Genomic DNA, 20,300 nt, shown 5'->3' on the forward strand with positions numbered 1-20,300 from the left:
GGGCCGCCGGCGGCGCCTGCGCCCGAACCGGCTCCGCCAGTGTTTCCCGCCGCTAGTGCCGCGCCGCTACACATAACCGCCGCGCTAAGCGCAATGGCGCTAGCAAATATGCCAAGTCTTTTCATGAGTCCTCCTGGTATTGCTTTTTTCAAGCAACTCGGATTCAGGCCCGGTTCCAAAGGGTCGCCTCTGGAGGGGTGCTCAAAATGCCGGAAGTGGGTTTACCTGCGTGGAAGGTTAGTAAAAGCCACACGCGCCATAAGGGTAAGGATAGCCATAATAGCCGTAGCCATAGCATGGGCCATATCCGAAGCCCCCGCCGAAGAACGCGCGTCTGTTAAAACCGCGGTTGCCGAAGCCGCGGTTGAATCCCACGCTGCGCCCTTCAAAACCGCCTCCTCGGAAGCCCCCGCCGCCGAAGCCGCTGTGGAAACCGCCGCCGCCAAAACCGCCGCCGCCGTGCGCTCCGCCTCCGCGCGCTAAGACAGGACCACTAGAAATTATCGCAATTCCGAGCGCAGCGGCGCTCGCCAAAACACCTAATCTTTTCATGAGTTAGTTCTCCTAACATCGCTGGCGGGGAAACTCGCCTTCTGCAGGCCAAGTTCCTCAAATGAACCCGATGTGAAGAGACGACCGGGCTACGATTGTAGCTTGTTGGTCAGCCCAGGATTCCACTCCTGCGACATGCGGAGCGCCGCCTTTCTCATTGTGGGCTTAGGCAACCCCCAACCGCCGCGTCGGACGACGCCGCATCCCTTAGATGGAGCCTCTTATGTCTATACATGAGCTGCGCGCGAGGCGCGCCACAGTCTATGATGAGTTCAAGGCGCTCGCCGAAAAGCCTGACTTTAAAATCCTGGTCGATCAGCCGAAGTTCGAAAAACTTCAAGGCGAGATCAAAGAGCTCGACGCCTCGATTGAGCGCCTGAAAACCTCTCAGGAGCTGAGCGCCCAAACCGCGCTTCCGGTCGCTGGCCAGGACGAGCGACGCGTGCCCGCCGCCGTCAAAGACGATCCCTGGACCGATGACGCCGCGGCCGAGCGTAAGGGATTTGGCTCGTCCAAGGGCCTTATCCTCGGCGGCTTGGCGAAGATGATCGGCGCCGCCGGCGGCAACCCTTATCACGCTCGCCAGATCGCCCAGGATCTTTACGGCGAACGTCATCTCGTCACCAAGGCTCTCGTGGCCGGCATCGGCAGCTCCGGCGGCTTCATTGTGCCGCCGGAATATGTCAACGAGATCATCGAACTCCTGCGCCCGATCGCTGTAGTTCGCGCCTCCAACCCGCGCGTGCTGCCCATGCCCCGCGGCACGATGACTCTGCCATCGCAGACCAGCGCATCGGTCGCCACCTACGGGTCCGAGCATTCGCCGATCGGCACGACGCAACCTGGCCTCGGCCAGATCGTCGCGACTTATAAGAAGCTCCGCGCCCTCATCCCCGTCTCCAACGACCTGATGCGCTTTGCCGATCCCGCGGCCGACGCCTTTGTCCGCGACGATCTCGTCAAGGTCTGTGCCCTGCGCGAAGATCTGGCCTTCCTGGTCGGCGACGGCACGCAGGATTCGCCGCGCGGCTTCCTGAGCTTCGCCAACCAGTGGGCGGCGGTCAACGGCGGCTCCGTCGGCGTGTTTCTTTCGACGGCGCCTTCGACGGCCGCTGTCGGTGGCAACTTCATCACCTCAAATGAAAATTTCACCTTCGCTACGGCTGCTTCCGAGCTCGGCGGCCTCGTCAACAAGCTCGACACCGCCAACGTCTCCGACATGCGCCGCATGTGGTTCATGCATCCGCGATCGTTCAACTATCTGAACAACGTGCAGAACTCGCTCGGCGAATACATCTACCGCGAGGAACTGTCCGAAGGGAAACTTCTAAATTACCCCTTCAAAAAGTCGACGCAGATTCCGATCAACATCCAGGACGCGACGGGCGCCAATAAGGACTGCTCCTTCGTCATGCTGGTCGAGATGACCGACGCCATGATCCTCGACTCCATGACCCTGGAGCTCGCTGTGTCTCGCGAGGGCACATACGTCGATATGGCCGGCGTCACGCAAAGCGCATTCTCGAACGATGAGACCCTGATCCGCGGCATCATGGAGCATGATTTCCAGATGCGTCACCCGGCCTCGATCGCCATCGCACAATTCGTCCGCTGGTTCCCGGCGATCCAGTAATCCTCGCGGCCGGTTGACCGGCCCTCTCCATTTCACATTTTTTTGAGGAGGCACGCACGTGTCTGCTTTTTCCGACCGCAAACATATCGGCGACCTGATCGACATCAAGGCGCTGTCAAAATCCCTGTCCTGGACCGCCGGCTCGGCGCAGGACAACGTGCCCTTGGTTGGCAACGTCATCGACCGCCTGGGCTTCCCAACGGGAAGCCTGCCGCAGACACTCGACGTCGGGGTCCTGCTGGATGCGACTTTAGCGGCCGGTGCGACCTTGTCGGTCGCCTTCGACGTTCAGGACTCGGCCGACGGCGTCAACTTCGCGGATTACGCCACCGTTCCTTCGGCGCCCTATCTGACGGGGCCGACTGGCGGCGGCCACATCCAGGGCGTCGCGCGCCTGACGCTCGTCAACGCGGATAATCCCAATATTCCGGGACAGGGGTTTAACCTTCCCGGCAATCTCGCTTCGCCGAGCATTCAGCTCGACAGCGCGCGGCGCTTCATCCGGCTTACCGTCACGCCGCATCTCTCGAGCGCCACGACGGACACTGCCGTCATCTTCCCAAGTGGAGTATTTGCCGGCTTCGACACCCTCGAAGCGCCGGTCGGCTAGAGCATTGTTCCGGACAAAAATAAAAAGGCGGGACTGATTCCCGCCTCTTTAATCACTGGTAGCTTGTCACGATCTAATAGCGCTGATAGGGGCCGCGGGCTGGGGGCAGCGCTTCAAACGAGCTGCCCGCTGAGGGCAACTGCTCCACTCCGCCACGCGATAGGCTCTGGGGGTCGGCCCCGACGGAGCGCCCCATGGTGACGCCCTCTTCTTGAGCCGGACGCTGATCATCAAAATGGGAACTCGCCTGCTTTGCTTCAGCGAAACCCGTGGAGCCTGCAATGATCGTGGCTACGGCTAACATCTTGAAGATGTTCATAGTGTGAACTCCTGAAAATCGCGGCCGGCGGTAGTCATCACTACAGCGACCGTTCGACTAATAAACGCTCCCACTCAGTTCGAATCAGTGAGCAATATTTGAGCGCTTCGCCGCAGAATTAATCAGCAATCGCCTAAGTGGCAAGCAAATATCGGTGCGGCGCGGAGACGCAGCAGGGATAAAACAAATGAAGCTCGTCGAATTTACACGTGACGTCCTGCCGCACCGTATTGGCGAAAGGCGGGTGTTGCCGGATGACGTCGCGGCGCGCCTCGAGGCGTCCGGCGAAATTGCGGCCAATCCGCCGGATCATGGGAAAAAGCCATTTCCCACTCAGCAGAGTCAGCCGGACTCCGCGTCACCGAAGGCGGCCAAGCATAACCGCCGCCAAACCTATCTCACCAAATAGCAAGGATCGACATGACCGATCTGTTTCAGGGCATGGGCCCGGACCTGGTGAGCCCGCCGACGAATCTGGCCGTCATCGCCCCGAGCGACGCAACCGATCTGCCTTTCGTGACCAAGGCGATTTATTTCGGAAAAGCCGGCAACATCACCATCACCGCAATGGGCCAGGCTGGCTCCCCCGGCGTCACCCTCTCCAATGTCCCGGTCGGAACCGTGCTGAGCATCCGAGCGCAGCGCGTCTGGGCCACCGGAACCACGGCCTCCGGCCTTGTGGCGCTGTACTGATGGCCTCGTCCCCGACGATCCTATCGAGGGTGCTGATCCCCGCCGTTCCCGCCTTTCAGGGCGGTGCGCCGCTCGACCTGATTTCCCTCGCCGACATCAAGCTGGAGCTCAAAATCGCCTCGGGCGCTGATGACGTTTGGCTCAAAGACGTCATCACGCGGCAGTCGCGCGCCGTCGCCAAGTTCTGCAACCGCGTTTTCCAGGTGCAAACCTATCAGGATCAATTTTGGGCGCGGCGCGAGGCGCATCCCTGGCAGATCCACGGCGGTTTCCTGCCGCTGCAACTCGCGCATTGGCCGATCGTCGCGCGGATTTCGCCAGCGGGGATCGCGCCGCCGCATGCGCCTTTTCTGTCGGCGGACGCCGGCGGCGCGCTCGCGGCGAGCATCTATTATGTCCGCATCACCTATGTGACCGCGGAAGGCGAGACGGCGCCATCGCTCGAGACGCGGCTTGTGGTCGGCGCCGGTAATCTGCTGCAGGTCGCCGGGCCGCCGCTCGACAAGAATGCCCTGGCGATCGGCTGGAACGTCTACGCCTCGACGACAAGTTTTGGCGAGAAGCTGCAGAACGCCGCGCCGATGCCGATCGGCGAGGCCTGGACCTTGCCCGCCACAGGTCTCGTCACGGCCACGCAGTCGCCGCCGAACAGCGTGACGGTCGTGGAGAATGTGCACTCGCCGATTTCGCCGGTGAGCGTGCCGCCACGCACTTTTCCATCGCAAAGCGCCTTGCATCCGGAATCAGTGGCGGAAGGCGTCGGCTTCCTGGTCGATCACACGAGCGGCCAGCTGGCGCGGCTTTCGTTCGATGGCAACGTCCGCCAATGGCCGGCGCTGCCAATCATCGTGCAGTACCAGGCGGGTTACGTCGAGATCCCGGACGATCTGCGCGAGGCGGTCATTCGTCTCGTGAAAATGCGCTGGTTTTCGCGCGAGCGCGATCCGCTGATCCGCTCTGAGAACGCCGCCGGCGTCTATGAAGCGCAATATTTCTACGGCTCCGGGCCTGGCGCGGCGGAAGATATGCCAGCCGACATCGGCGCCATGCTCGATCGCAACTATCGCGTGCCCGTGATCGCCTAGTCAGCGCGTCCGCGAAGAGAAGCAGCAAAGAAAATCACATGGATAATCCCGGTCCTATACAGCTCACATTCAACGGCGGCGCGTTCCAAATTACCGGCGCCGGAACCTTCGTCGGCGACTGGATCACTGGCCTCGCGGGGATGCTCTCGGCATCGCTGCAGGCGCAGTTCCTTTACGGCTCCGGCGGCGAGAATTGCACGGTCTACATCCAGACCTCGATCGACCAGGGCCAGACGGCGATCGACATCGCCGCAATCGAGTTCGCGCAGGCGAGCGGCACGGAGATCGTCAATCTCTCCGCCCTGACGCCAAAGACGACGCCGGCCGAGCCGACGCAGCAATCGTTGGCGCCCAATTCCAGCGTTGACGGCGTCCTCGGCGATCGGCTGCGGGCCGTCGTCGTGGTCGCGGGGACCTACAATAATTCGACGTTGCTCAACGCGACGGCGATGGTGCGATAAATGGAGAGGGCTATGGCTGAAGGCGAATCCGTAGGGACATGCCTCCTCGACGAAATCGAACGCGTTTCAGCTAAGCGCGAACGCTGGCGCGAGTACGCCAAGGATGCGGGTCCGCAGGCAAACTTACAATTTGCGATCGCTATGATGACCGTCGCTATAGACGCTGCAAAGACCGCGCTCGCCAATAGCGACACGGTGGCATGCATTGCCGCGCTTGAGAGTTTGCGAGGCTTCGACAGCGATGATTAGCCTCAGCGCCCAAGCGGCGCATCGGCGTGGCATTGCCCAGCGAGGTGAGGAGGTCATCTTCCAAAGGATCTCTGGCGTCGCGCCGCGCACGGTGACTTTCTCCGCTGTCGTTTCTGCCATGGTCGCCAATTACCAGCCCGACGGCCAGGACCCGGCGCGGGCCGGCTATGGCGCCAGTCAGCCCGGTTCGATCACCCAAGGCGACCGCCAGGTCATCGTCATGATCGAGGATCTGGCGCAGGCGCGTTTCCCGCTGCCCGTGCAAAAGAACGACAATATCATCCTGTCCTCGACCGGCGAAAAATTGAACGTGACGCGCGTCGACATGCAAAAACGCGCTTTCGCTGGCGCCATCGAGCTCGGTGCCGCGGGAGTCGCCTGATGGCGTTGGGCGTTTCCGTCGAAATCGACGACAGGGATGCGCTCGTTTATCTCGACGAGATGAACGGCCGCATCCGCGCCGCTCTGCTCACGGCGGAGCAGGCGCTCGAGGCCGAGCTCGTCGATCGCGTGCGCCGCCGCGCGCACGTCCGCACCGCCGCCTATCGCGCCAGCATCGATGGCGACGTGGCCGCGACTGCGACGGGCGTCATCGCTTCGGTTTGGGCCGGCGTCTTCTACGCGCATATCCTCGAGGACGGCGCGACGCTGCCGGCGCGAACGATCCTGCCGAATGTCGAGCAAGCCCTGCACTTCATGGATGACGCGCATGAGGTCTTCGCCAAAGCCGTGCATTGGCCGGGGGCGAAGATCAAGCCGGAGCATATCCTCAGCGGCGCGCTGGCTGAGATGGACGATGAGATCGTCGATGCCCTCGAGGCCGCGATCAACAATGCGACGGGGGCATGATGGCCGCGAGCCGCGAACAGATCATGACTGCGCTGCTTTCCCGTCTCGCCGGATCGGGCGAGTTCGCAACGATAGGGCGACGCAACCGCAGGCCGGAATCGATCGCCGCGATCAACACGCCGGCGCTGATGCTGGTCGAGCATTCCGAGACATATGAGCGGCCGTCGCCAAACCAACCGCCAATTCGGACCCTTGAAGTCCGCGCCATCGTCTATTGCGACGTCGGCCAGGACGAAAACGCCATTCCATCCAGCATCGTCAACCAGCTGCTTGATGGCATAGACAGCGTCATGGTTCCCGACAGCCGAATGTTGGGCCGCTGCACGCTCGGCGGCCTTGTCTACTCCGCGATGATCGACGGAGACGTCATCAAGGCTCCCGGCGATGTCACAGGCAAGAGCCTCGCCGTTGTTCAGCAATCCGCCTGGGGGGAAGCCGAAGCGCCGACGACCGGCGCAGCACCTGGGCTTGGATCCGGAGCCGCCTAAAGACGGCCCTGGGCTGGACGTCAGCCCAGATTGACGACGAGCCCTGGCTCGAGGTGCGCGACCTGCTCGACTATTGGACCGAAAATCCGCCGGTCCATGAAATTCTGAAGGCGGTTCATCGCATCGAGAGGCCCAAAAAGCCGGGCGAGCTCGTAGACGATAGTCGGGAAATCGCCCGGATAAAAGACAGTAAAAGCTTCAAAGAAGTCCAAGCTGTCTTCAAAAAGCTTCGGCATATGTCCGCGCAAAAACTCTGAAGCGCTGATATCCGGCGCCACTCGTTCGGACGCTGGTCGCCATACATTTCCAAATAGTTTGCTCTGCTGAGGCTGCTTTTTAGGCGGCCCTTTCTCTGTTGGACAAATCATGGCCGCAAGGGACGTTACGTTAAAATTCGGCGCTGACGTTTCGGGCGTCGGGACCGCGATGCTCCAGGCGTCGCGGTCGGTCAACGAATTTGCGGGCAACGTCCGATCCTCGGTCGAGAACGCCAATAGCGCTTTTCAGCAAATCGGCAGCATCGTCTCCGACGCCGCAAAGGTCGCGGCGGGCATCGTCGCCGCCAATGCCGCCGTTAAAGTCTTCGCCCTCAGTGACGCCGGACTGGCGGCCTCGACCGCGCTGAGCGCCTCGGCCATGGGCCGCGCCGCGATCAGCGCGGGGACGTACGCGTCGAGCCTTTTGTCCGCGGCCTCGGGCGCCGTCGTGACCACCGTCGCGGCGAACGCGCTGGGCTATGCCCTGGTCGCCGCTCCGCTCGTCGGCGCGGCGGCCTTCGCCTATCTCGAGGCCAAGGCTTTGGAAACCGCAGCCTCGATCGCGCAGGTCGGCCGTCAGATGGCTTTCGCCGGCAATGTGACGGCGATCGAGGCCGCCGCCAATGGCTTTGTGTTCACCGGCAAGGTGATCGGCGACTATATCAATGAGCTGCAGAAAATACCCGGCGTCACCCAAGGCGACGCCACCGCCATCCAGGGCCTGTTCGGGTCGATCCATAATTATTCATCGACCGTCAATGACGCCCTGGTCGATCTGCTGGCCAAATATGCCGGCTCCTCCGACCAGGCCAAAGCCGCCGCCAAGGAATGGGCGGCGGTCTTCGACGACCCAAATGCGCGCGGACAGGCGTTTCTGCAGAGCCTCGCCGGCGTGACCAACGCGGAAGTCGAGCAGTTCCGCGCGGCGCAGCAGACCGGCAACGTCAACCGGATGAACGCCGCCATCTATGACGTGATCGTCAACAGATTCCAGGCTCTCGGCCAGGAAGCGACGCGCGCCACCGCCGAGCAGCTGCAGAATGCCCAAGCCTTTGGGACCAGCCAAAAATTCGTCGACAGCCTGACCGAAAGCCTGCGGCAGCAGAACGAGGCGCTAGCCAGCAACGTCGCGGCGCTGCGCGCGCGGGGCGCGGCCGTCTCGGCCCAACCTTTGACGCTCGAGCAATCGGCGCGCGCCATCAACAGCGTCCTGCAATCGGATAATCCGCTCACTGCGCAACTCGACGCCGTCAACGCCAGGATCGCCACGCTGCGCTCCGGCCTGCAGGGATCGACGACCGACGCGGGCAAGCTGGTCGCAGGCTTTGAGAGCTTTTCGGCGAATGCCAAGGTCGATAGCGACGGCAGGTTCCGCGCCGGCTTTGGCTCGGACACGACGACCTCGGCGTCCGGCCAGGTCAGCCCGGTGACCAGCAGCACTGTGGTGACGATGGAGGACGCCTGGCGCGATCTCAATCGTCGCATTCCCGAATTCACCGCCGAAGCGGCCAAGGAGATCGGCGCCCAATTTAATAATCTGTCGGCCGCCGCCAAAGCGTCGATCGCCTCGGTTGCCTATAATTACGGTCATGTCCCGGACTCCGTCATCGCCGCCGCGCGCACCGGCAGCGACCAAAACGTCGCCAGCGCGATCGGCGGCCTTACGTCGAACCCCATGCGCCGGCAGCAGGAAGCGGCCAATATCACCAATGCGCCCGGCGGCGTCGGCAATCAGGCGGCGATTACGGCGGATATGCGGGCGCAGCTCGATCTGCGTCAGCAGCTGCTCGACAAGCAGGCGGGCGGCAACGCGCTCGACCAGGCCAATTTGGCGATCGCTGCGCGCAACGCTGCCGGGGCCCGCAATGACGTCGCCGACCAGGAACAGCGCAACGCCGCGCTCGAGCGGCAGCTGGCGCTGACCAACGACCTCAGCGCCAGGAGCGCCCTGCAGCTGCAGCTCGAGCAGGGGCGCGCTGCGCTCGCCGATCGACAGCTCGCAGTGGTCAAGGCGCAGGATCAACTCGCCATCACCCGGGCCGATACGCCGGCGGCAAAGCGCGACGCGCAAGTCGCGGCCGGACAGCATGTGCAGGCGGCGTTCCCCGATCGGAGTTCTGAGCAGTTTATCGCGGCGCAGAATCAGATCGAGCAGGCGAACAAGACGTTCCAGGCGGCGCAGGCGGCCGACGACGCAGCAGTGGAAGAGGCCAAATATCAGACGGCGCTGAATGGCTTTAATGAGCGCATCACGCTGATCAAATCGGAGACGCAGGAACGCGAGATCGCCGCCCAGGAAGGGCTTGCGCGGCAGGTCGCGGTCAATGCCCAAATCGAGGCGCTCCAGATCGCGCACCAAAAGCGCTTGCAGGAGATCTATGGCGAAGGCACGCCGCAATTTCGCGCGGCGGCGACGCAGATCCAGACGATTCCGAGCGCTACGGCGGACGCCAACGCCAAAGCGCAGGCGGAAGCGGCAAAGCAGGTGCAGGCGAGCTGGAAAAGCGCTTTCGACGCCATCGGCTCGAACGTCACCACCTCGCTCGAGGGCATGATCCAGCGCACCACGACGTTCGGCCAGGCGGCCAAGAGCCTGGCGACGTCGATTGAAGACACTTTTCTGCAGGCGGGCGTCAAGATCGTCGAGAATTGGGCGCTGCAGATGGCCAAAATGGCCTTGCCAAGCATCTTCGGAGCGCCGGCACAGGGAACGACCGGCGCTGCGGGCGCGGGCGGCGGTGCTGTGGCTGGCGCCGCGAGCCCAGGCGGCGCGGCCGCGAGCGGGGTCGAAGGCGGGGTTACTTCGGCGATCGGAGCGGGGATAGCCCCGCTCTTCGGCGGCTTCGTCAAGCAGGGCATCAATCTGATTCCCGGCGGAAGCATCCTAACCGGTCTCCTCAGCGCGCTGCACCTTCCTGGCTTTGCGACCGGCGCCTGGGAGCTGCCGAGCGACACGATTGCGCAGGTGCATCAGGGCGAAATGATCGTCCCGGCCGGACCGGCGGCGGCGATGCGCAGCGCGCTCTCCGGTGGCGGCGCCTCGCCGACCGGCGCCAGCGGCGCGGGCGGCGGCAACGGCGGCACGCATTTCCATTTCAACACGCCAGATGCTCAAGGCGTGCAGCGGCTGTTTCAGAACAACGACAAGGCGCTGATCAAAACGATTCATCGCGCCATGTCCCGCGGCGTCCAGCATGGCATTGGCCCGGCTCGGCGATAGGACATAGTTTTTAGAAAGACCTCGGCTTGACGATTCCTCCCTTATTTCCAGTGCTCGGCGGCCAAGGATGGTCCGTTCATAAACGGCCGTCCTGGAGCACGCGCATCGCCAGTCACGTTTCGGGCCGCGAAGTTCGCGCGCCCTATTATGTGAATCCGCTGTACGAGTTCGAGCTTACTTACGACGGGCTGGATTCAGACGGACAATTCCCCGGCGTCACGCCAAACAGCCTGCAGAGCCTCATGGGCCTCTATAACCATGTCCAGGGGCAGTTCGGCACCTTCCTCTACACCGACCCGACCGACAATGCCGCCGCCAATCAGCAAATAGCCATTCCGGACGGGGTGTCCGACTCGTTCACGTTCATGCGCAACCTCGGGCCGTCGACGGGCGCGGTGAGCTGGGTGACGCGGGTCTCAAACGTCTTCTTGAACGGGATACAGCAACCGTCGATCTGGTCCTTGCAAGATCCGAACACGACCGGGACTCTGAGTCCTGTGCAAAAATTCGCGGAGGATGGATCGGCTAACCAGCACGTCGCGGAGCAAGCAGTCCCGGGAGTTCCGGTCGGAACTTCATTCACTTTCACAGTATATGCGAAGGCGGCAGAGGAAAGCCAGATTGTCCTTTTTATTGGGGATACAGTAACGGGAGTCGACTGTAACTTTGATTTGAAAGCGGGGACATCACTAGGTCCTTCTCCTGGTAACCTGGTTCCAATCTCGCAATCTATAACGCCGATTGGCGGAGGATGGTTTAGGTTATCAATCACCTCTAAACCAGCTTTAAACGTAGAGCTTACCCTCGCTCTTTTTTTAGATGGGGCTCTTGCGATTGCCGGAACATCTGGAGGCGGAGTTTATATTTTCGGATCGAACGTGGCGGTCGGAAACGAAACTCCCAACTTCCTTCCTGCTTGGGTATCAGTGGCAAATGGAACTCTAACATCACCAAATGTGGCCAATCCTTCGTCATGGATTCTCTTACAGCCTAACCAACTTGTCTTCACGCTAGGCCCCCCTATCAAGATTCCAACAGCCTCCAACTTCGTTGCAGAGGATGGGTCTAACGGCCAGCATCTTGCGCAAACGGCGGTTTCTGCTCCCCTGCCTGTTGGAACTGAAGTGACGTTCTTTTTTTATGCCGCTCCGGCACAAAGAACTTCTTTCGTAATGTTTGTATCGGACAGCGTCGTAGGGTTTCAGGCTGTGTACAACATGGCGACTGGACAAGTTCAACCTGGAACGACATCAAGCAACGTTATGTCGACTTCAATGGTTCCCGCCGGCAACGGGTTTTTTCTTTGCTCAATGACTTTTCTTACGACATCAGGTCTAGGAGTCCAGGGAGATATTGCTCTTTTAGAAGCTCCAAACGGAATCACTTCATATCAAGGAGTTCCAGGCGCCGGAGCGTTCTTTACGCAAATAGAATTCACATTGGGTAGCGCTGCCCCCGCCAATTTTGGGATAGGCCCTTCTCAAGTTATCGGCGCGACTCTAGTTGGAGGCGCGCAGCCCTCTCCAGCCCCGTCTGGCATCGTTGCAGACTTCACTTACGCCTTCCAGTGCAGATTCACCGACGATCAGGAGGACTTTGAGAACTTCATGTCCGGCCTGTGGAAGGTCAGTTCATTGAAATTCCGGAGCGTCAAACCTTGAAAGCGGCAACACCTCAACTGATCGAATTTCTCAACGCCGTGCGCGCGAGCAAAGACGGGCTGGTGCTCATGGCCGACTGCTTCCTGATCACGACGATGGCCGGGCTGACGCTCGCCTACACGAATATCGAGGTCCCGGTCGTCATCAACGGTCTCGTCTATGTCGCAAACTCGGTCCTGGTCAACGGCCTCAAATACAAGTCCGAGGTCGGACTGAGCGTCGACGAGCAGCAGATTACGATCGAGGCCCTGCCGACTGAAACGGTCGGCGGAATCCCGCTGATGCAGGCCATCCAAAACGGCCTCTTCGACGGCGCCGAAGTTGTGCGCCAGCGCGCCTTCCTAAATTCTTTTGCGCTGATCGACGCCGCGAACCCGATTGGCAGCGTTATCCTGTTCAAGGGCCGCGTCGGCGCGGTCGATAGCATCGGGCGCACCACGGCGCAGATCACCGTCAATTCGGACCTGGTTCTGCTCGACGTCGATATGCCGCGCAACCTCTATTCGCCCAACTGCCAGCACGCCTTGTTTGATTCCGGATGCACCTTGCTCAAGGCCAATTTCACGACAAACGGGAGCGTCGGCGCGGGATCGACATTTTCGGTCATCAATTGGTCCGGCGCGCTGCCGGCGTTCGCGCAGGGCTCGATCGTCTTCTTGAGCGGCCCGAACACCGGGACCACGGCGAACGTCAAGAGCGCAACGAATACGCAACTGGCCCTGTCGTTTCCGCTGCTGAACCAGCCGACGGCCGGCGACACGTTCCAAGTGTCGCAGGGCTGCGACCATTCGTTTTCGACTTGCCAGAACAAATTCAACAATCTGGTCAACTTTCGCGGGTTTCCGTTCGTCCCCCCGCCAAGCTTTGCGCTCTGACATGGTTTTGACCGAACTGGAGACCAGAGCGCTGATCGTCGCCGAGGCGCGCAAGTGGATCGGCACGCCCTACCATCCCTGCGCCGACGTGCGCGGCGCCGGCGTCGACTGCGGCATGCTGATCGTTCGCGTGTTCGTCGACACCGGCCTCGTCGCGCCGTTCGACCCGCGTCCCTATCCGCCCGATTGGCATTTGCACCGCAGCGCCGAGAGATATCTCGGGTTTGTCACTGAGCGCTGCGAGCAGGTCGAACAGCCCGGCCTCGGCGACATCGTCGTATTCCGCTACGGCCGCTGCTACAGCCATGGCGGGGTGGTGACCTCGACCGACCCGCTTCGCCTCGTCCACGCCTACCACCCCTATCGGACCACGTTCGAAGAGGGGTTGGACGCCAACATTCAACTGTCAGATCCGGCTCGCCAGCGTCGCTATTATAGCCTCTGGGAAAGGATAAAATGAGCTTTCTTAACCACAGGGCTCCGACGGCTCCGGCATACACCGGCCTGCAGCTTCAAACGTCATGCAACGCGCTTCCGATCGCTATTGTTTGGGGCGCGGTCCGCATCGCCCCGAACATCATCGAGACAGGCAACTTTCATTCGTTCCCGCAAAGCGTCGGATCCGTTGGGCATTCCAGCGGCGGCAAAGGCGGCATTTCTTCCGGCAACGCCTTCAGCGGCAGCTTTGACTATACGAGCGGCTTCTATCTGGCGATCTGCGAAGGCCAGATCAACGGCGTCGGCGGCGTCTGGGACAATCAGTCGACGCCGAGCTTTACCGCGCCGCAGGCGTTCAACGGCGCGGCCAACACCGGCCTCGGCGCGATCGGCTTCGGCATTCAAACCGGCGGCCCGACGCAGGGGCCGCTGTCTCCCGTCTTAAACAATCCGGCTCTGTCCTATCGCGGCACCGCTTACGCGAATAATTTTTCCTTCGATCTCGGCGGCTCGCCGTCGCTGCCCGCCTTGTCGTTCGAGGTTTTCGCCGCGTCGAAGTTCAATTCGCCGGTGGCCGGCGCCATCGATGGCGATCCGGCGCTGATCATTCAGGACTTTTTGTCCAATCCGCAATATGGCGTGCTTGGCGACCTCACGATCGATTTGCCGACGCTGCTCGGATCGTCCGGGGACTCGTCCTATCAGACCTATTGCAAGGCGGTCGGCCTTGCGATGTCTCCGGCGCTCGTCAACGCGGAGCAGGGGTCCAGCATTCTCGCGCGCTGGCTTCAGATCACCAACACCGCGGCCGTCTGGTCTGGCGGCCAACTCAAATTCATCCCCTACGGCGACGCCGAGGTCGCGGGCCAGTTCGCGACGTATATTCCAAATGTGACGCCGGTCTATAATCTGACCGACGATGATTTTATCGCGGAGCAGGGCGCCGATCCGGTTCAGATTCAGCGCACCGATCCGTTCAATGCGAAAAACTGGCTTTCGCTGGAGTTCCTGGATCGAGCCGGCAACGCTTACGCGCCGGTTCCCGTCGATGTGTTCGATCAAGCCTCGATCGATCTTTTCGGAACGCAAAAAGCTTCGATGGTCACGGCGCACGAGTTCTGCGTCTCGTCGTGCGCGCAGATATCCGCGCAGCTCATTTTGCAGCGGATGCTCTACATCCGGAACACCTATTCCTTTAAGCTGTCCTACGAGTATTGCCTGCTCGAGCCCATGGATCTCGTGACCCTCACCGATGTGGACATCGGTTTGAATAACACCGTGGTCCGGATCACCTCGATTGAAGAGGACGATCAGGGGCTGCTGAGCGTGACGGCCGAGGAGTTCCCGCAAGGGGCCGCTACGGCGGTCGAATATCCTGTGCAGCTCAGCAGCGGCGCATCGACGGTGTTCAACGCCGCAGCCATTCCCTCTCAGGTCAACACGCCGATCATTTTCGAGCCGCCGTTCCAACTGACCAACGGCGCTGCGGCGGTCTGGGTGGCCATATCCGGCGGCGTCGCTCCGGTCTTTAAGCTGGAAGAAAATTCGACCACTACCACCAATTTTGCAGCCGCTCTTATCACGCCGCCTCAGCCAAAAGGAACGCTGGTCACTTTTTCGGTCAACATCAAGCCGGCAGAGCGAACAGCAGGATTCCTTCAGCTATTGGACGTCGTGCAGACTGTTGCAAATCTAGAGTTCGATCTTGTCGCTGGCACGATCAACACCCTGGGAACCGCGACGGTCGATGCCAACATCATAAACCAGGGGAACGGATGGTTCACGATCACTGCCTCGCTTGTCATACAAGCGGAGGGAGATCAAGAGCTAGTCATCTTTCTTTCGAACACCCCTGGTAACGTCACCTACGAAGGCGTGCCTGGATCGGGATTCTTCTTTTGGGGCGCGGCATATTCTGCTGGCAACGAGCCTCTCGCCTTCCTTCCGGCCTTTGCCCCCAATAGCCCTGCTGCTGCGATAATCGAGGAAGCGATCGCCACTCCATCGGGCGCGATAGGGGGAACCGCCGACCCGAACTGGGGCGGCGCGAACATCTTCCTGTCGACCGACAACAACACCTATTCGCAGGTCGGCCGGATCACGGGCGCATCCCGCATGGGCGTGCTCAGCGTCGGATTTGGAATCGGCGCGCAGAATCCCGATCCCGTCAACCAGATGCCGGTGAGCTTGCTCGAAAGCGGCGGCGCGCTGCAGTCCGGTACGGACGCTGACGCCGAGAGCGGCGTCACCCTTTGCATCGTTGACGATGAGATGTTCGCCTACGCAACGGCGACGCTCACAGGTCCGAACGCTTACGAACTAGGCTTTCTGCAACGCGGATTGTTCGGAACGACGGTAGCATCGCACAATTTGGGCGCTCCATTCGCACGCCTCGACAACGCGATCTTCGAATTTCCGCTGCCCACCGCGATGATCGGCAAAACGATCTTCATGAAGTTCCAAAGCTTCAACGTTTTTGGAAATTCGGTTCAGGATCTCTCCACCTGCGCGGTGTTCGAGTTCACGCCCTCAGGCAAGGGATTCACGCCGCCGTCAATCGCGCGCGAGCTCATCGGCGCAGCCGCCTCTGGTCCCAACTCGGACATTTCGAGCATCAACGGCCTAACGACGCCCCTTTCGATTGACCAGGGCGGCCATGGCTCTACGACCGCCGCCGGCGCGCTCGCCAATCTCGGCGCGGCCGAGGCGGGCGAAAACTCGAACATAACGAGCATCAACGGCCTGACGACGCCGCTTTCGATTGATCAGGGCGGCCACGGCGCCACGACGGCCGCCGGCGCGCGGAGCAATTTGGGATCTGCGGCATCAGGCAATAACCAGGACATCACGAACCTCGGCGTCCCGAATTCCGTCACGACGTCGGCGATTGCCCCTAATTCCATTACGACGATTGCGTCAGCAAATGGAATTCAGAACATAACTATTAATATGTCCCTAAAGGGAGGATTGCCTTTCTTTATAATTGGAACGTATGCGGGAGGAAATGCAGCCCAACTTACTTCAGGCTCACCTCAACCTGGGACGCTTACATTAGAGATAGATGGAGCAGTTGTTCAACAGGTAGATATTGCTCTGTGTGGTTCATCTTCAATTAACACGATATTTAATGCAACAACTGCGCAGTTCACTTTATTGTCTTCCAAAGCTGGAACCCATAGTGTAAATATAAATGTAGTGGGTCCAGATGGCGAGCCGTTAAATACTGGCGTCGTTTCACTTATTGCAATCGAATATGCGAGGTAATAATGGCGGAGTTTATAAGATACGACGTAAATACAGGAAAAATTCTAAGCTTTGGAACCATGCAAGACGAATGCCTGGACGCAGAAATTGAGTCTGGAACTGCTACGATACGGGGATTTGTTCCATCCCTCGGATCGCACTTTGTCGATCTCAAGACGCTGGCAATCGTCGAGAAGCCGGCGCCAACCGTCGAGGAATTGCGCGCGGCAAAACTGCGCGATCTTGAGCGGCGTCACTCGTCCGCGCAGCACACCTCGCTCACCCCCTCTTGGCTCGCGCAGCTGCCGGACAGCGTGACGCCGCAGCAAGCCGCCCGCGCTCATCTTGAAGCCTGCGCAAGCCACGCCGACGCCCTCAAAGCCGCAATAGCCGCCGCGCCCGATCCCTCGGCGGTCGATATCCATTCCGGATGGCCGTCGCTGCATCCTTCCGCGCCCTGACCCGATTTCACTTTCGTTCAAACCGAGCTCCAGCCGCCCTTTGGGCGGCTTTTTCATTGGAGAGATCATCCTGTCAAAGCTCTTGTTGCTTGGGCTGCTCACGATCCTCGCGTGGGCTGGCCTGGCCATGGACGCCCGATCCGAAACATGCCGGGCCTCCTATTACGGATATGAGAGCGGATCGATCACCGCCAGCGGCGAGAGCTTCAATCCGCATCGGATCAGCGTCGCGATGCCCACGCACAGGTGGGGGAGGGTGAAAGTGTCCTATCGCGGCCGCTCGGTCGTCGCGCGCCTCAATGATTACGGCCCCGCCGCTTGGACAGGCCGATGCATCGACCTCAGCCTTGGCGCCGCTCGCGCGCTCGGCATGACGCAGGTCGGAGTGGCCCTGGTTCAGATCTCGCGGGTCGATTGAACGGATCTGCGCCCGACGCCCTCTCATTTTGAAAGGAAATTAAGATGGCAACCACGACAGATCCACTCGCGGCCGCCGTCGCAGCTCTGGAGACCGCTGTCGCCGCCGCGCAGGCCGCTATCCCAGCTGCGGTAGCCGCCGCGCAGGCCGCCGACGCCGCAACGATCTCGGGGCTCCAAGCCCAGATCACCGCGCTTCAAGCTCAGGTCGCGGCGCTGCAGACGGCGCCTTCTTCCCGCACCAGCGTAAGCACGGCGATCACCACCCTGACAACTCTGGCTTCGACCATCATGTCGAAGATCCCGCCGGTACCGACCTCGCCGCCGGCGCCATCTCTTGCGACGCCGCTGAGCATGGCGGCAAAGAGCGCGCCGGCTGGCCCGGCGACGCCGCCCCCGATCATTCCGATCACCCCAACGACCCCGCCGGTCATCAATCTGAGCCGCCCGGCGAGCTAAAATTCAGAAGGACGGCGCGCCCATTTAGGGCGGCCGTCTCTGCCGTGCGCATCGAGCGCCTGAACTCGGTTTCCTTCTCACAAAATATCGTCGTTCCCCGCCGCCCCATGGGCGGTTTTTTATTGCCTGGAGGGTTCTGATGGCCTCTGCAAATTTCTCTCCCTGTTTAGCCTTTGAGCTTCGGCGCGAAGGCGGGAAAGTCGACGATCCTCGCGATCCGGGCGGACGCACGGACGAAGGGATCACGCAGCGCACCTACAATGCCTGGCGCAAAGCGCGCCGCTTGCCGTTGCGCAGCGTCTATCTGATGGCGCCATCCGAACGCGACGCCATTTATCGCCGCGAATATTGGGACGCGATTGGCGGCGATGATTTGCGCGCAGGCGAAGATCTCGTGGTCTTGGATTACGCGGTCAATTCCGGTCCGGCAAAAGCGCTTTCGGAATGGCGCGCGGCCGGCGGCGCCAAGGCCGACGTCGACGCCGTGATCCGCGCCCTTTGCGCGAGGCGCCTCACCTTCCTGCATCGACTGTCGAACTGGACCCGCTTCGGCAAGGGCTGGGACGCGCGCGTTGCGGCATGCCAGGCGCTCGCGCTGCAGATGGCCGCCAAGCAACGCCAGTTGGACTCGGTTGCGCGTGCTGTCGAAGCCGAGCTGAGCCGCTCGATGCTCGCCGCCGCCCCTACAATGAAAGGAACGCAAGCATGAGCTTTTTTATCGAGGCCTATCGCAACATCAAAACGACCCTTGGCGGCATCGGTTCTATCGCCGCCGGCGTCGCACTCATCGCGGGCGTCGTCGCTGAGGCGACCCAAGCGCTCGCCGCCGGCCATGCGCCGAACTGGAATTCTGACGGCGCACAGCTTGCGATGGGCGCTGGCCTGATCAGCGCCGGTTATACCGGGCTAGCCGCGAAAGACGGCAACAAGACCGGCACGGTCGCAAATCCGGACGCGGGCAAATGAGCCTTCTCAGCTCGATCCTCGGCTTTTTCACCAAGGCCGAAACGACCGTCGCGGCGGCAGTCCCGGCGGTCGAAAAAGACGTCGCTGCGGTTCCGACCGCCATCTCGACGGGCGTCTCCGACGTTTCCGAAGTCCTTGCCGCGCTGACGCCGATCAGCCCGGACTTCGCGGCTCTCGAAGCCGCGTGGAGATCGAAGAACCTGCAAGCCGAGCTCGCGGCCGGCCTCCCCATCGTCGAGGGCCTGCTCAAGGCCATCGCCGTCATCTATCCGCCGGCGGCGGTCGCTGAGGAGGGCGTTGCGGTGGTCGGTGCGGTCCTGACCGTCATTCTGCCGGTGCTGGTCGCTTGGGCGTCAAAACTTCAGCCCGACGGACGCGGCGGCTTTATCTCGCAGGCCTGGGCCGCAGATCCCGCCAATCGAATCAATCCCGACGGCACGTTCGAGATTGGGCCGTTTAGCCACTGATCCAAAAGAAATCGCAGCACTTTTCCGCCGCGGCGTCCGTCGACGCCGCGCGCCATGGCGGCTGCGTCCGCAGCTGCCGCATCACTGGAGACTGTTAAAATGATCAAGAAATATGTCGCCCTCATCGGTATCCTCTGTATCGGATCCTGGCTTGCGGGCTGCGCCAAAGAGATCGCAGAGGCGACCGGAGCGGTTAACACGGTCGCGACTCAAGTCGCCTCCGACGTGCCGACCGCTTGCGCCTTGCTTCAAGGTGCGGACGCCAGTTTCCAAACGATTGCCGCTACACAAGCGGGTGTTGGAAAACCTCTCGCAGCTAGCGTCATCTCGGACGAGTCGGCCGCCGTCGCCGGCGTCGACCAGCTCTGTGCGAACCCCGCCGCCTTCACGTCCGTCGCCGGCACGCTTTCGACCGCTTTGTCGGCCTACGCTGCCGTCATGAAGGCTCTCGCGGCCGCGCAGACCGCCGCCGGAAAATGATGGTCCTCGTCAAAGCGGCGATCGCCTTTTCGATCCTCGAGGGCGGGGCGCCGCATCAGCATTGGAAAGAGGTCAATCGGCAGAACGTTGAGATCGAGCGGCGATTCTGCGGCGCCTCAAGCGCCGCGGCGGTCACTCCGCCTCAAATGAGCCGGATCGAAGGGCGCATCCAAATCCTCTGCGAACCGCTGAGGAAATAGAAATTCACCTTCGGCGCCCACGATCGCTTACGGCATCTTCCCGACTTTCATCGCTCCACTCGTCATCCCTTGACGCGCCGGCCTGTGCGCCGAGCCGCAATCATCCGAGCGAGGTCATAGTGATCCCAGCCCTGATTTTATTTTGCTCCGCAGCGTTGAGCCCGGACGCCTGTACCGAGCAAACGGCCTTCGACGCTGTCAGCCGCGAAGTGTCTCC

General features: G+C 61.4%; 26 protein-coding genes. 24 read left to right on the forward strand and 2 right to left on the reverse strand.

Annotated features, from left to right (window positions below):
* Nucleotides 1-108: 108 nt before the first annotated feature.
* From WDN46_08145 to WDN46_08155, 3 genes are all read left to right on the forward strand, one after another.
* Nucleotides 109-483, forward strand: a complete 375-nt coding sequence (locus tag WDN46_08145; protein ID MEJ0093394.1) for a hypothetical protein — start codon at nucleotides 109-111, stop codon at nucleotides 481-483.
* Nucleotides 484-775: 292 nt separating this feature from the next.
* Nucleotides 776-2,185, forward strand: coding sequence for a phage major capsid protein (locus WDN46_08150; protein MEJ0093395.1), 1,410 nt, complete (start codon nucleotides 776-778; stop codon nucleotides 2,183-2,185).
* A 58-nt stretch (nucleotides 2,186-2,243) separates the two neighbouring features.
* Complete coding sequence (locus tag WDN46_08155; protein MEJ0093396.1) at nucleotides 2,244-2,795, forward strand: hypothetical protein; 552 nt, start codon at nucleotides 2,244-2,246, stop codon at nucleotides 2,793-2,795.
* A gap of 73 nt (nucleotides 2,796-2,868) precedes the next feature.
* Here WDN46_08155 and WDN46_08160 read toward each other — a convergent pair whose 3' ends face one another.
* Nucleotides 2,869-3,114, reverse strand: coding sequence for a hypothetical protein (locus WDN46_08160; GenBank protein ID MEJ0093397.1), 246 nt, complete (start codon nucleotides 3,112-3,114; stop codon nucleotides 2,869-2,871).
* A 187-nt stretch (nucleotides 3,115-3,301) separates the two neighbouring features.
* On the opposite strand from WDN46_08160, the gene WDN46_08165 reads away from it, so the two are divergent.
* Genes WDN46_08165 through WDN46_08200 form a run of 8 tightly spaced genes read left to right on the forward strand, consistent with a single transcriptional unit; the run spans nucleotide 3,302 to nucleotide 6,939 of the window.
* Nucleotides 3,302-3,523: a hypothetical protein gene (locus WDN46_08165; GenBank protein MEJ0093398.1), complete on the forward strand. Its 222-nt coding sequence runs from the start codon at nucleotides 3,302-3,304 to the stop codon at nucleotides 3,521-3,523.
* Nucleotides 3,524-3,534: 11 nt separating this feature from the next.
* Entirely contained in the window at nucleotides 3,535-3,807 is a 273-nt protein-coding gene (locus WDN46_08170) for a hypothetical protein (GenBank protein MEJ0093399.1), read from the forward strand.
* The gene (locus WDN46_08175) at nucleotides 3,807-4,892 is read left to right on the forward strand and encodes a hypothetical protein (GenBank protein ID MEJ0093400.1); all 1,086 of its coding nucleotides are present in this window, start codon (nucleotides 3,807-3,809) and stop codon (nucleotides 4,890-4,892) included. Before WDN46_08170 ends, WDN46_08175 begins: the two co-directional genes overlap by 1 nt.
* Before the next feature lie 38 nt (nucleotides 4,893-4,930).
* Nucleotides 4,931-5,353 carry a hypothetical protein gene (locus tag WDN46_08180; protein MEJ0093401.1) on the forward strand — a complete coding sequence of 141 codons (423 nt, stop codon included), beginning with the start codon at nucleotides 4,931-4,933 and terminating at the stop codon, nucleotides 5,351-5,353.
* 12 nt (nucleotides 5,354-5,365) lie between these two features.
* Nucleotides 5,366-5,602: a hypothetical protein gene (locus WDN46_08185; protein ID MEJ0093402.1), complete on the forward strand. Its 237-nt coding sequence runs from the start codon at nucleotides 5,366-5,368 to the stop codon at nucleotides 5,600-5,602.
* On the forward strand, nucleotides 5,595-5,984 hold the full coding sequence (locus WDN46_08190) for a hypothetical protein (protein ID MEJ0093403.1): 390 nt from the start codon (nucleotides 5,595-5,597) through the stop codon (nucleotides 5,982-5,984). Before WDN46_08185 ends, WDN46_08190 begins: the two co-directional genes overlap by 8 nt.
* Nucleotides 5,984-6,451, forward strand: a complete 468-nt coding sequence (locus tag WDN46_08195; GenBank protein MEJ0093404.1) for a hypothetical protein — start codon at nucleotides 5,984-5,986, stop codon at nucleotides 6,449-6,451. The genes WDN46_08190 and WDN46_08195 overlap by 1 nt, the downstream gene beginning before the upstream one ends.
* Nucleotides 6,448-6,939, forward strand: coding sequence for a hypothetical protein (locus tag WDN46_08200; protein ID MEJ0093405.1), 492 nt, complete (start codon nucleotides 6,448-6,450; stop codon nucleotides 6,937-6,939). The genes WDN46_08195 and WDN46_08200 overlap by 4 nt, the downstream gene beginning before the upstream one ends.
* Nucleotides 6,940-6,959: 20 nt before the next feature.
* Here the strand turns inward: WDN46_08200 and WDN46_08205 are convergent, their stop codons facing one another.
* The gene (locus tag WDN46_08205) at nucleotides 6,960-7,175 is read right to left on the reverse strand and encodes a hypothetical protein (protein MEJ0093406.1); all 216 of its coding nucleotides are present in this window, start codon (nucleotides 7,173-7,175) and stop codon (nucleotides 6,960-6,962) included.
* A 130-nt stretch (nucleotides 7,176-7,305) separates the two neighbouring features.
* Between WDN46_08205 and WDN46_08210 the strand changes: the two genes are divergently transcribed.
* The 13 genes from WDN46_08210 (at nucleotide 7,306) to WDN46_08270 (ending at nucleotide 20,083) form a co-directional block, all read left to right on the forward strand.
* Nucleotides 7,306-10,416 (forward strand): hypothetical protein, encoded by a 3,111-nt coding sequence (locus WDN46_08210; GenBank protein MEJ0093407.1) that lies wholly within the window; start codon nucleotides 7,306-7,308, stop codon nucleotides 10,414-10,416.
* A gap of 50 nt (nucleotides 10,417-10,466) precedes the next feature.
* A complete protein-coding gene (locus WDN46_08215; GenBank protein ID MEJ0093408.1) occupies nucleotides 10,467-12,077 on the forward strand; it encodes a DUF2460 domain-containing protein in 1,611 nt (536 codons plus the stop codon).
* Complete coding sequence (locus WDN46_08220) at nucleotides 12,074-12,952, forward strand: DUF2163 domain-containing protein (protein ID MEJ0093409.1); 879 nt, start codon at nucleotides 12,074-12,076, stop codon at nucleotides 12,950-12,952. Before WDN46_08215 ends, WDN46_08220 begins: the two co-directional genes overlap by 4 nt.
* Before the next feature lies 1 nt (nucleotide 12,953).
* Entirely contained in the window at nucleotides 12,954-13,412 is a 459-nt protein-coding gene (locus WDN46_08225) for a hypothetical protein (GenBank protein ID MEJ0093410.1), read from the forward strand.
* Nucleotides 13,409-16,654, forward strand: a complete 3,246-nt coding sequence (locus WDN46_08230; GenBank protein ID MEJ0093411.1) for a phage tail protein — start codon at nucleotides 13,409-13,411, stop codon at nucleotides 16,652-16,654. The genes WDN46_08225 and WDN46_08230 overlap by 4 nt, the downstream gene beginning before the upstream one ends.
* Nucleotides 16,655-16,713: 59 nt before the next feature.
* On the forward strand, nucleotides 16,714-17,094 hold the full coding sequence (locus tag WDN46_08235) for a hypothetical protein (GenBank protein MEJ0093412.1): 381 nt from the start codon (nucleotides 16,714-16,716) through the stop codon (nucleotides 17,092-17,094).
* An 85-nt stretch (nucleotides 17,095-17,179) separates the two neighbouring features.
* Entirely contained in the window at nucleotides 17,180-17,512 is a 333-nt protein-coding gene (locus WDN46_08240) for a septal ring lytic transglycosylase RlpA family protein (GenBank protein MEJ0093413.1), read from the forward strand.
* Between the two features lie 44 nt (nucleotides 17,513-17,556).
* Complete coding sequence (locus tag WDN46_08245; GenBank protein ID MEJ0093414.1) at nucleotides 17,557-17,970, forward strand: hypothetical protein; 414 nt, start codon at nucleotides 17,557-17,559, stop codon at nucleotides 17,968-17,970.
* Nucleotides 17,971-18,109: 139 nt separating this feature from the next.
* A complete protein-coding gene (locus WDN46_08250) occupies nucleotides 18,110-18,679 on the forward strand; it encodes a glycosyl hydrolase 108 family protein (GenBank protein MEJ0093415.1) in 570 nt (189 codons plus the stop codon).
* On the forward strand, nucleotides 18,676-18,936 hold the full coding sequence (locus WDN46_08255; protein MEJ0093416.1) for a hypothetical protein: 261 nt from the start codon (nucleotides 18,676-18,678) through the stop codon (nucleotides 18,934-18,936). The genes WDN46_08250 and WDN46_08255 overlap by 4 nt, the downstream gene beginning before the upstream one ends.
* Nucleotides 18,933-19,403 (forward strand): hypothetical protein, encoded by a 471-nt coding sequence (locus WDN46_08260; protein MEJ0093417.1) that lies wholly within the window; start codon nucleotides 18,933-18,935, stop codon nucleotides 19,401-19,403. The genes WDN46_08255 and WDN46_08260 overlap by 4 nt, the downstream gene beginning before the upstream one ends.
* Before the next feature lie 99 nt (nucleotides 19,404-19,502).
* On the forward strand, nucleotides 19,503-19,883 hold the full coding sequence (locus tag WDN46_08265; GenBank protein ID MEJ0093418.1) for a hypothetical protein: 381 nt from the start codon (nucleotides 19,503-19,505) through the stop codon (nucleotides 19,881-19,883).
* Nucleotides 19,880-20,083, forward strand: coding sequence for a hypothetical protein (locus tag WDN46_08270; protein ID MEJ0093419.1), 204 nt, complete (start codon nucleotides 19,880-19,882; stop codon nucleotides 20,081-20,083). Before WDN46_08265 ends, WDN46_08270 begins: the two co-directional genes overlap by 4 nt.
* Nucleotides 20,084-20,300: the final 217 nt, after the last annotated feature.

The organism is Methylocella sp. (assembly GCA_037200525.1).
Classification (GTDB): domain Bacteria; phylum Pseudomonadota; class Alphaproteobacteria; order Rhizobiales; family Beijerinckiaceae; genus Methylocapsa.

Excerpts from the sequence above, each read along its gene's own strand:
- WDN46_08170 (MEJ0093399.1), top strand. The coding sequence starts at position 3,535 with ATGACCGATCTGTTTCAGGGCATGGGCCCGGACCTGGTGAGCCCGCCG.
- WDN46_08225 (MEJ0093410.1), top strand. The coding sequence starts at position 12,954 with ATGGTTTTGACCGAACTGGAGACCAGAGCGCTGATCGTCGCCGAGGCG.
- WDN46_08245 (MEJ0093414.1), top strand. The coding sequence starts at position 17,557 with ATGGCAACCACGACAGATCCACTCGCGGCCGCCGTCGCAGCTCTGGAG.
- WDN46_08145 (MEJ0093394.1), top strand. The coding sequence starts at position 109 with ATGCCAAGTCTTTTCATGAGTCCTCCTGGTATTGCTTTTTTCAAGCAA.
- WDN46_08160 (MEJ0093397.1), bottom strand. The coding sequence starts at position 3,114 with ATGAACATCTTCAAGATGTTAGCCGTAGCCACGATCATTGCAGGCTCC.
- WDN46_08150 (MEJ0093395.1), top strand. The coding sequence starts at position 776 with ATGTCTATACATGAGCTGCGCGCGAGGCGCGCCACAGTCTATGATGAG.
- WDN46_08270 (MEJ0093419.1), top strand. The coding sequence starts at position 19,880 with ATGATGGTCCTCGTCAAAGCGGCGATCGCCTTTTCGATCCTCGAGGGC.
- WDN46_08190 (MEJ0093403.1), top strand. The coding sequence starts at position 5,595 with ATGATTAGCCTCAGCGCCCAAGCGGCGCATCGGCGTGGCATTGCCCAG.
- WDN46_08200 (MEJ0093405.1), top strand. The coding sequence starts at position 6,448 with ATGATGGCCGCGAGCCGCGAACAGATCATGACTGCGCTGCTTTCCCGT.
- WDN46_08180 (MEJ0093401.1), top strand. The coding sequence starts at position 4,931 with ATGGATAATCCCGGTCCTATACAGCTCACATTCAACGGCGGCGCGTTC.
- WDN46_08195 (MEJ0093404.1), top strand. The coding sequence starts at position 5,984 with ATGGCGTTGGGCGTTTCCGTCGAAATCGACGACAGGGATGCGCTCGTT.
- WDN46_08250 (MEJ0093415.1), top strand. The coding sequence starts at position 18,110 with ATGGCCTCTGCAAATTTCTCTCCCTGTTTAGCCTTTGAGCTTCGGCGC.
- WDN46_08175 (MEJ0093400.1), top strand. The coding sequence starts at position 3,807 with ATGGCCTCGTCCCCGACGATCCTATCGAGGGTGCTGATCCCCGCCGTT.
- WDN46_08165 (MEJ0093398.1), top strand. The coding sequence starts at position 3,302 with ATGAAGCTCGTCGAATTTACACGTGACGTCCTGCCGCACCGTATTGGC.
- WDN46_08230 (MEJ0093411.1), top strand. The coding sequence starts at position 13,409 with ATGAGCTTTCTTAACCACAGGGCTCCGACGGCTCCGGCATACACCGGC.
- WDN46_08260 (MEJ0093417.1), top strand. The coding sequence starts at position 18,933 with ATGAGCCTTCTCAGCTCGATCCTCGGCTTTTTCACCAAGGCCGAAACG.
- WDN46_08185 (MEJ0093402.1), top strand. The coding sequence starts at position 5,366 with ATGGCTGAAGGCGAATCCGTAGGGACATGCCTCCTCGACGAAATCGAA.
- WDN46_08265 (MEJ0093418.1), top strand. The coding sequence starts at position 19,503 with ATGATCAAGAAATATGTCGCCCTCATCGGTATCCTCTGTATCGGATCC.
- WDN46_08255 (MEJ0093416.1), top strand. The coding sequence starts at position 18,676 with ATGAGCTTTTTTATCGAGGCCTATCGCAACATCAAAACGACCCTTGGC.
- WDN46_08235 (MEJ0093412.1), top strand. The coding sequence starts at position 16,714 with ATGCAAGACGAATGCCTGGACGCAGAAATTGAGTCTGGAACTGCTACG.
- WDN46_08205 (MEJ0093406.1), bottom strand. The coding sequence starts at position 7,175 with ATGCCGAAGCTTTTTGAAGACAGCTTGGACTTCTTTGAAGCTTTTACT.
- WDN46_08210 (MEJ0093407.1), top strand. The coding sequence starts at position 7,306 with ATGGCCGCAAGGGACGTTACGTTAAAATTCGGCGCTGACGTTTCGGGC.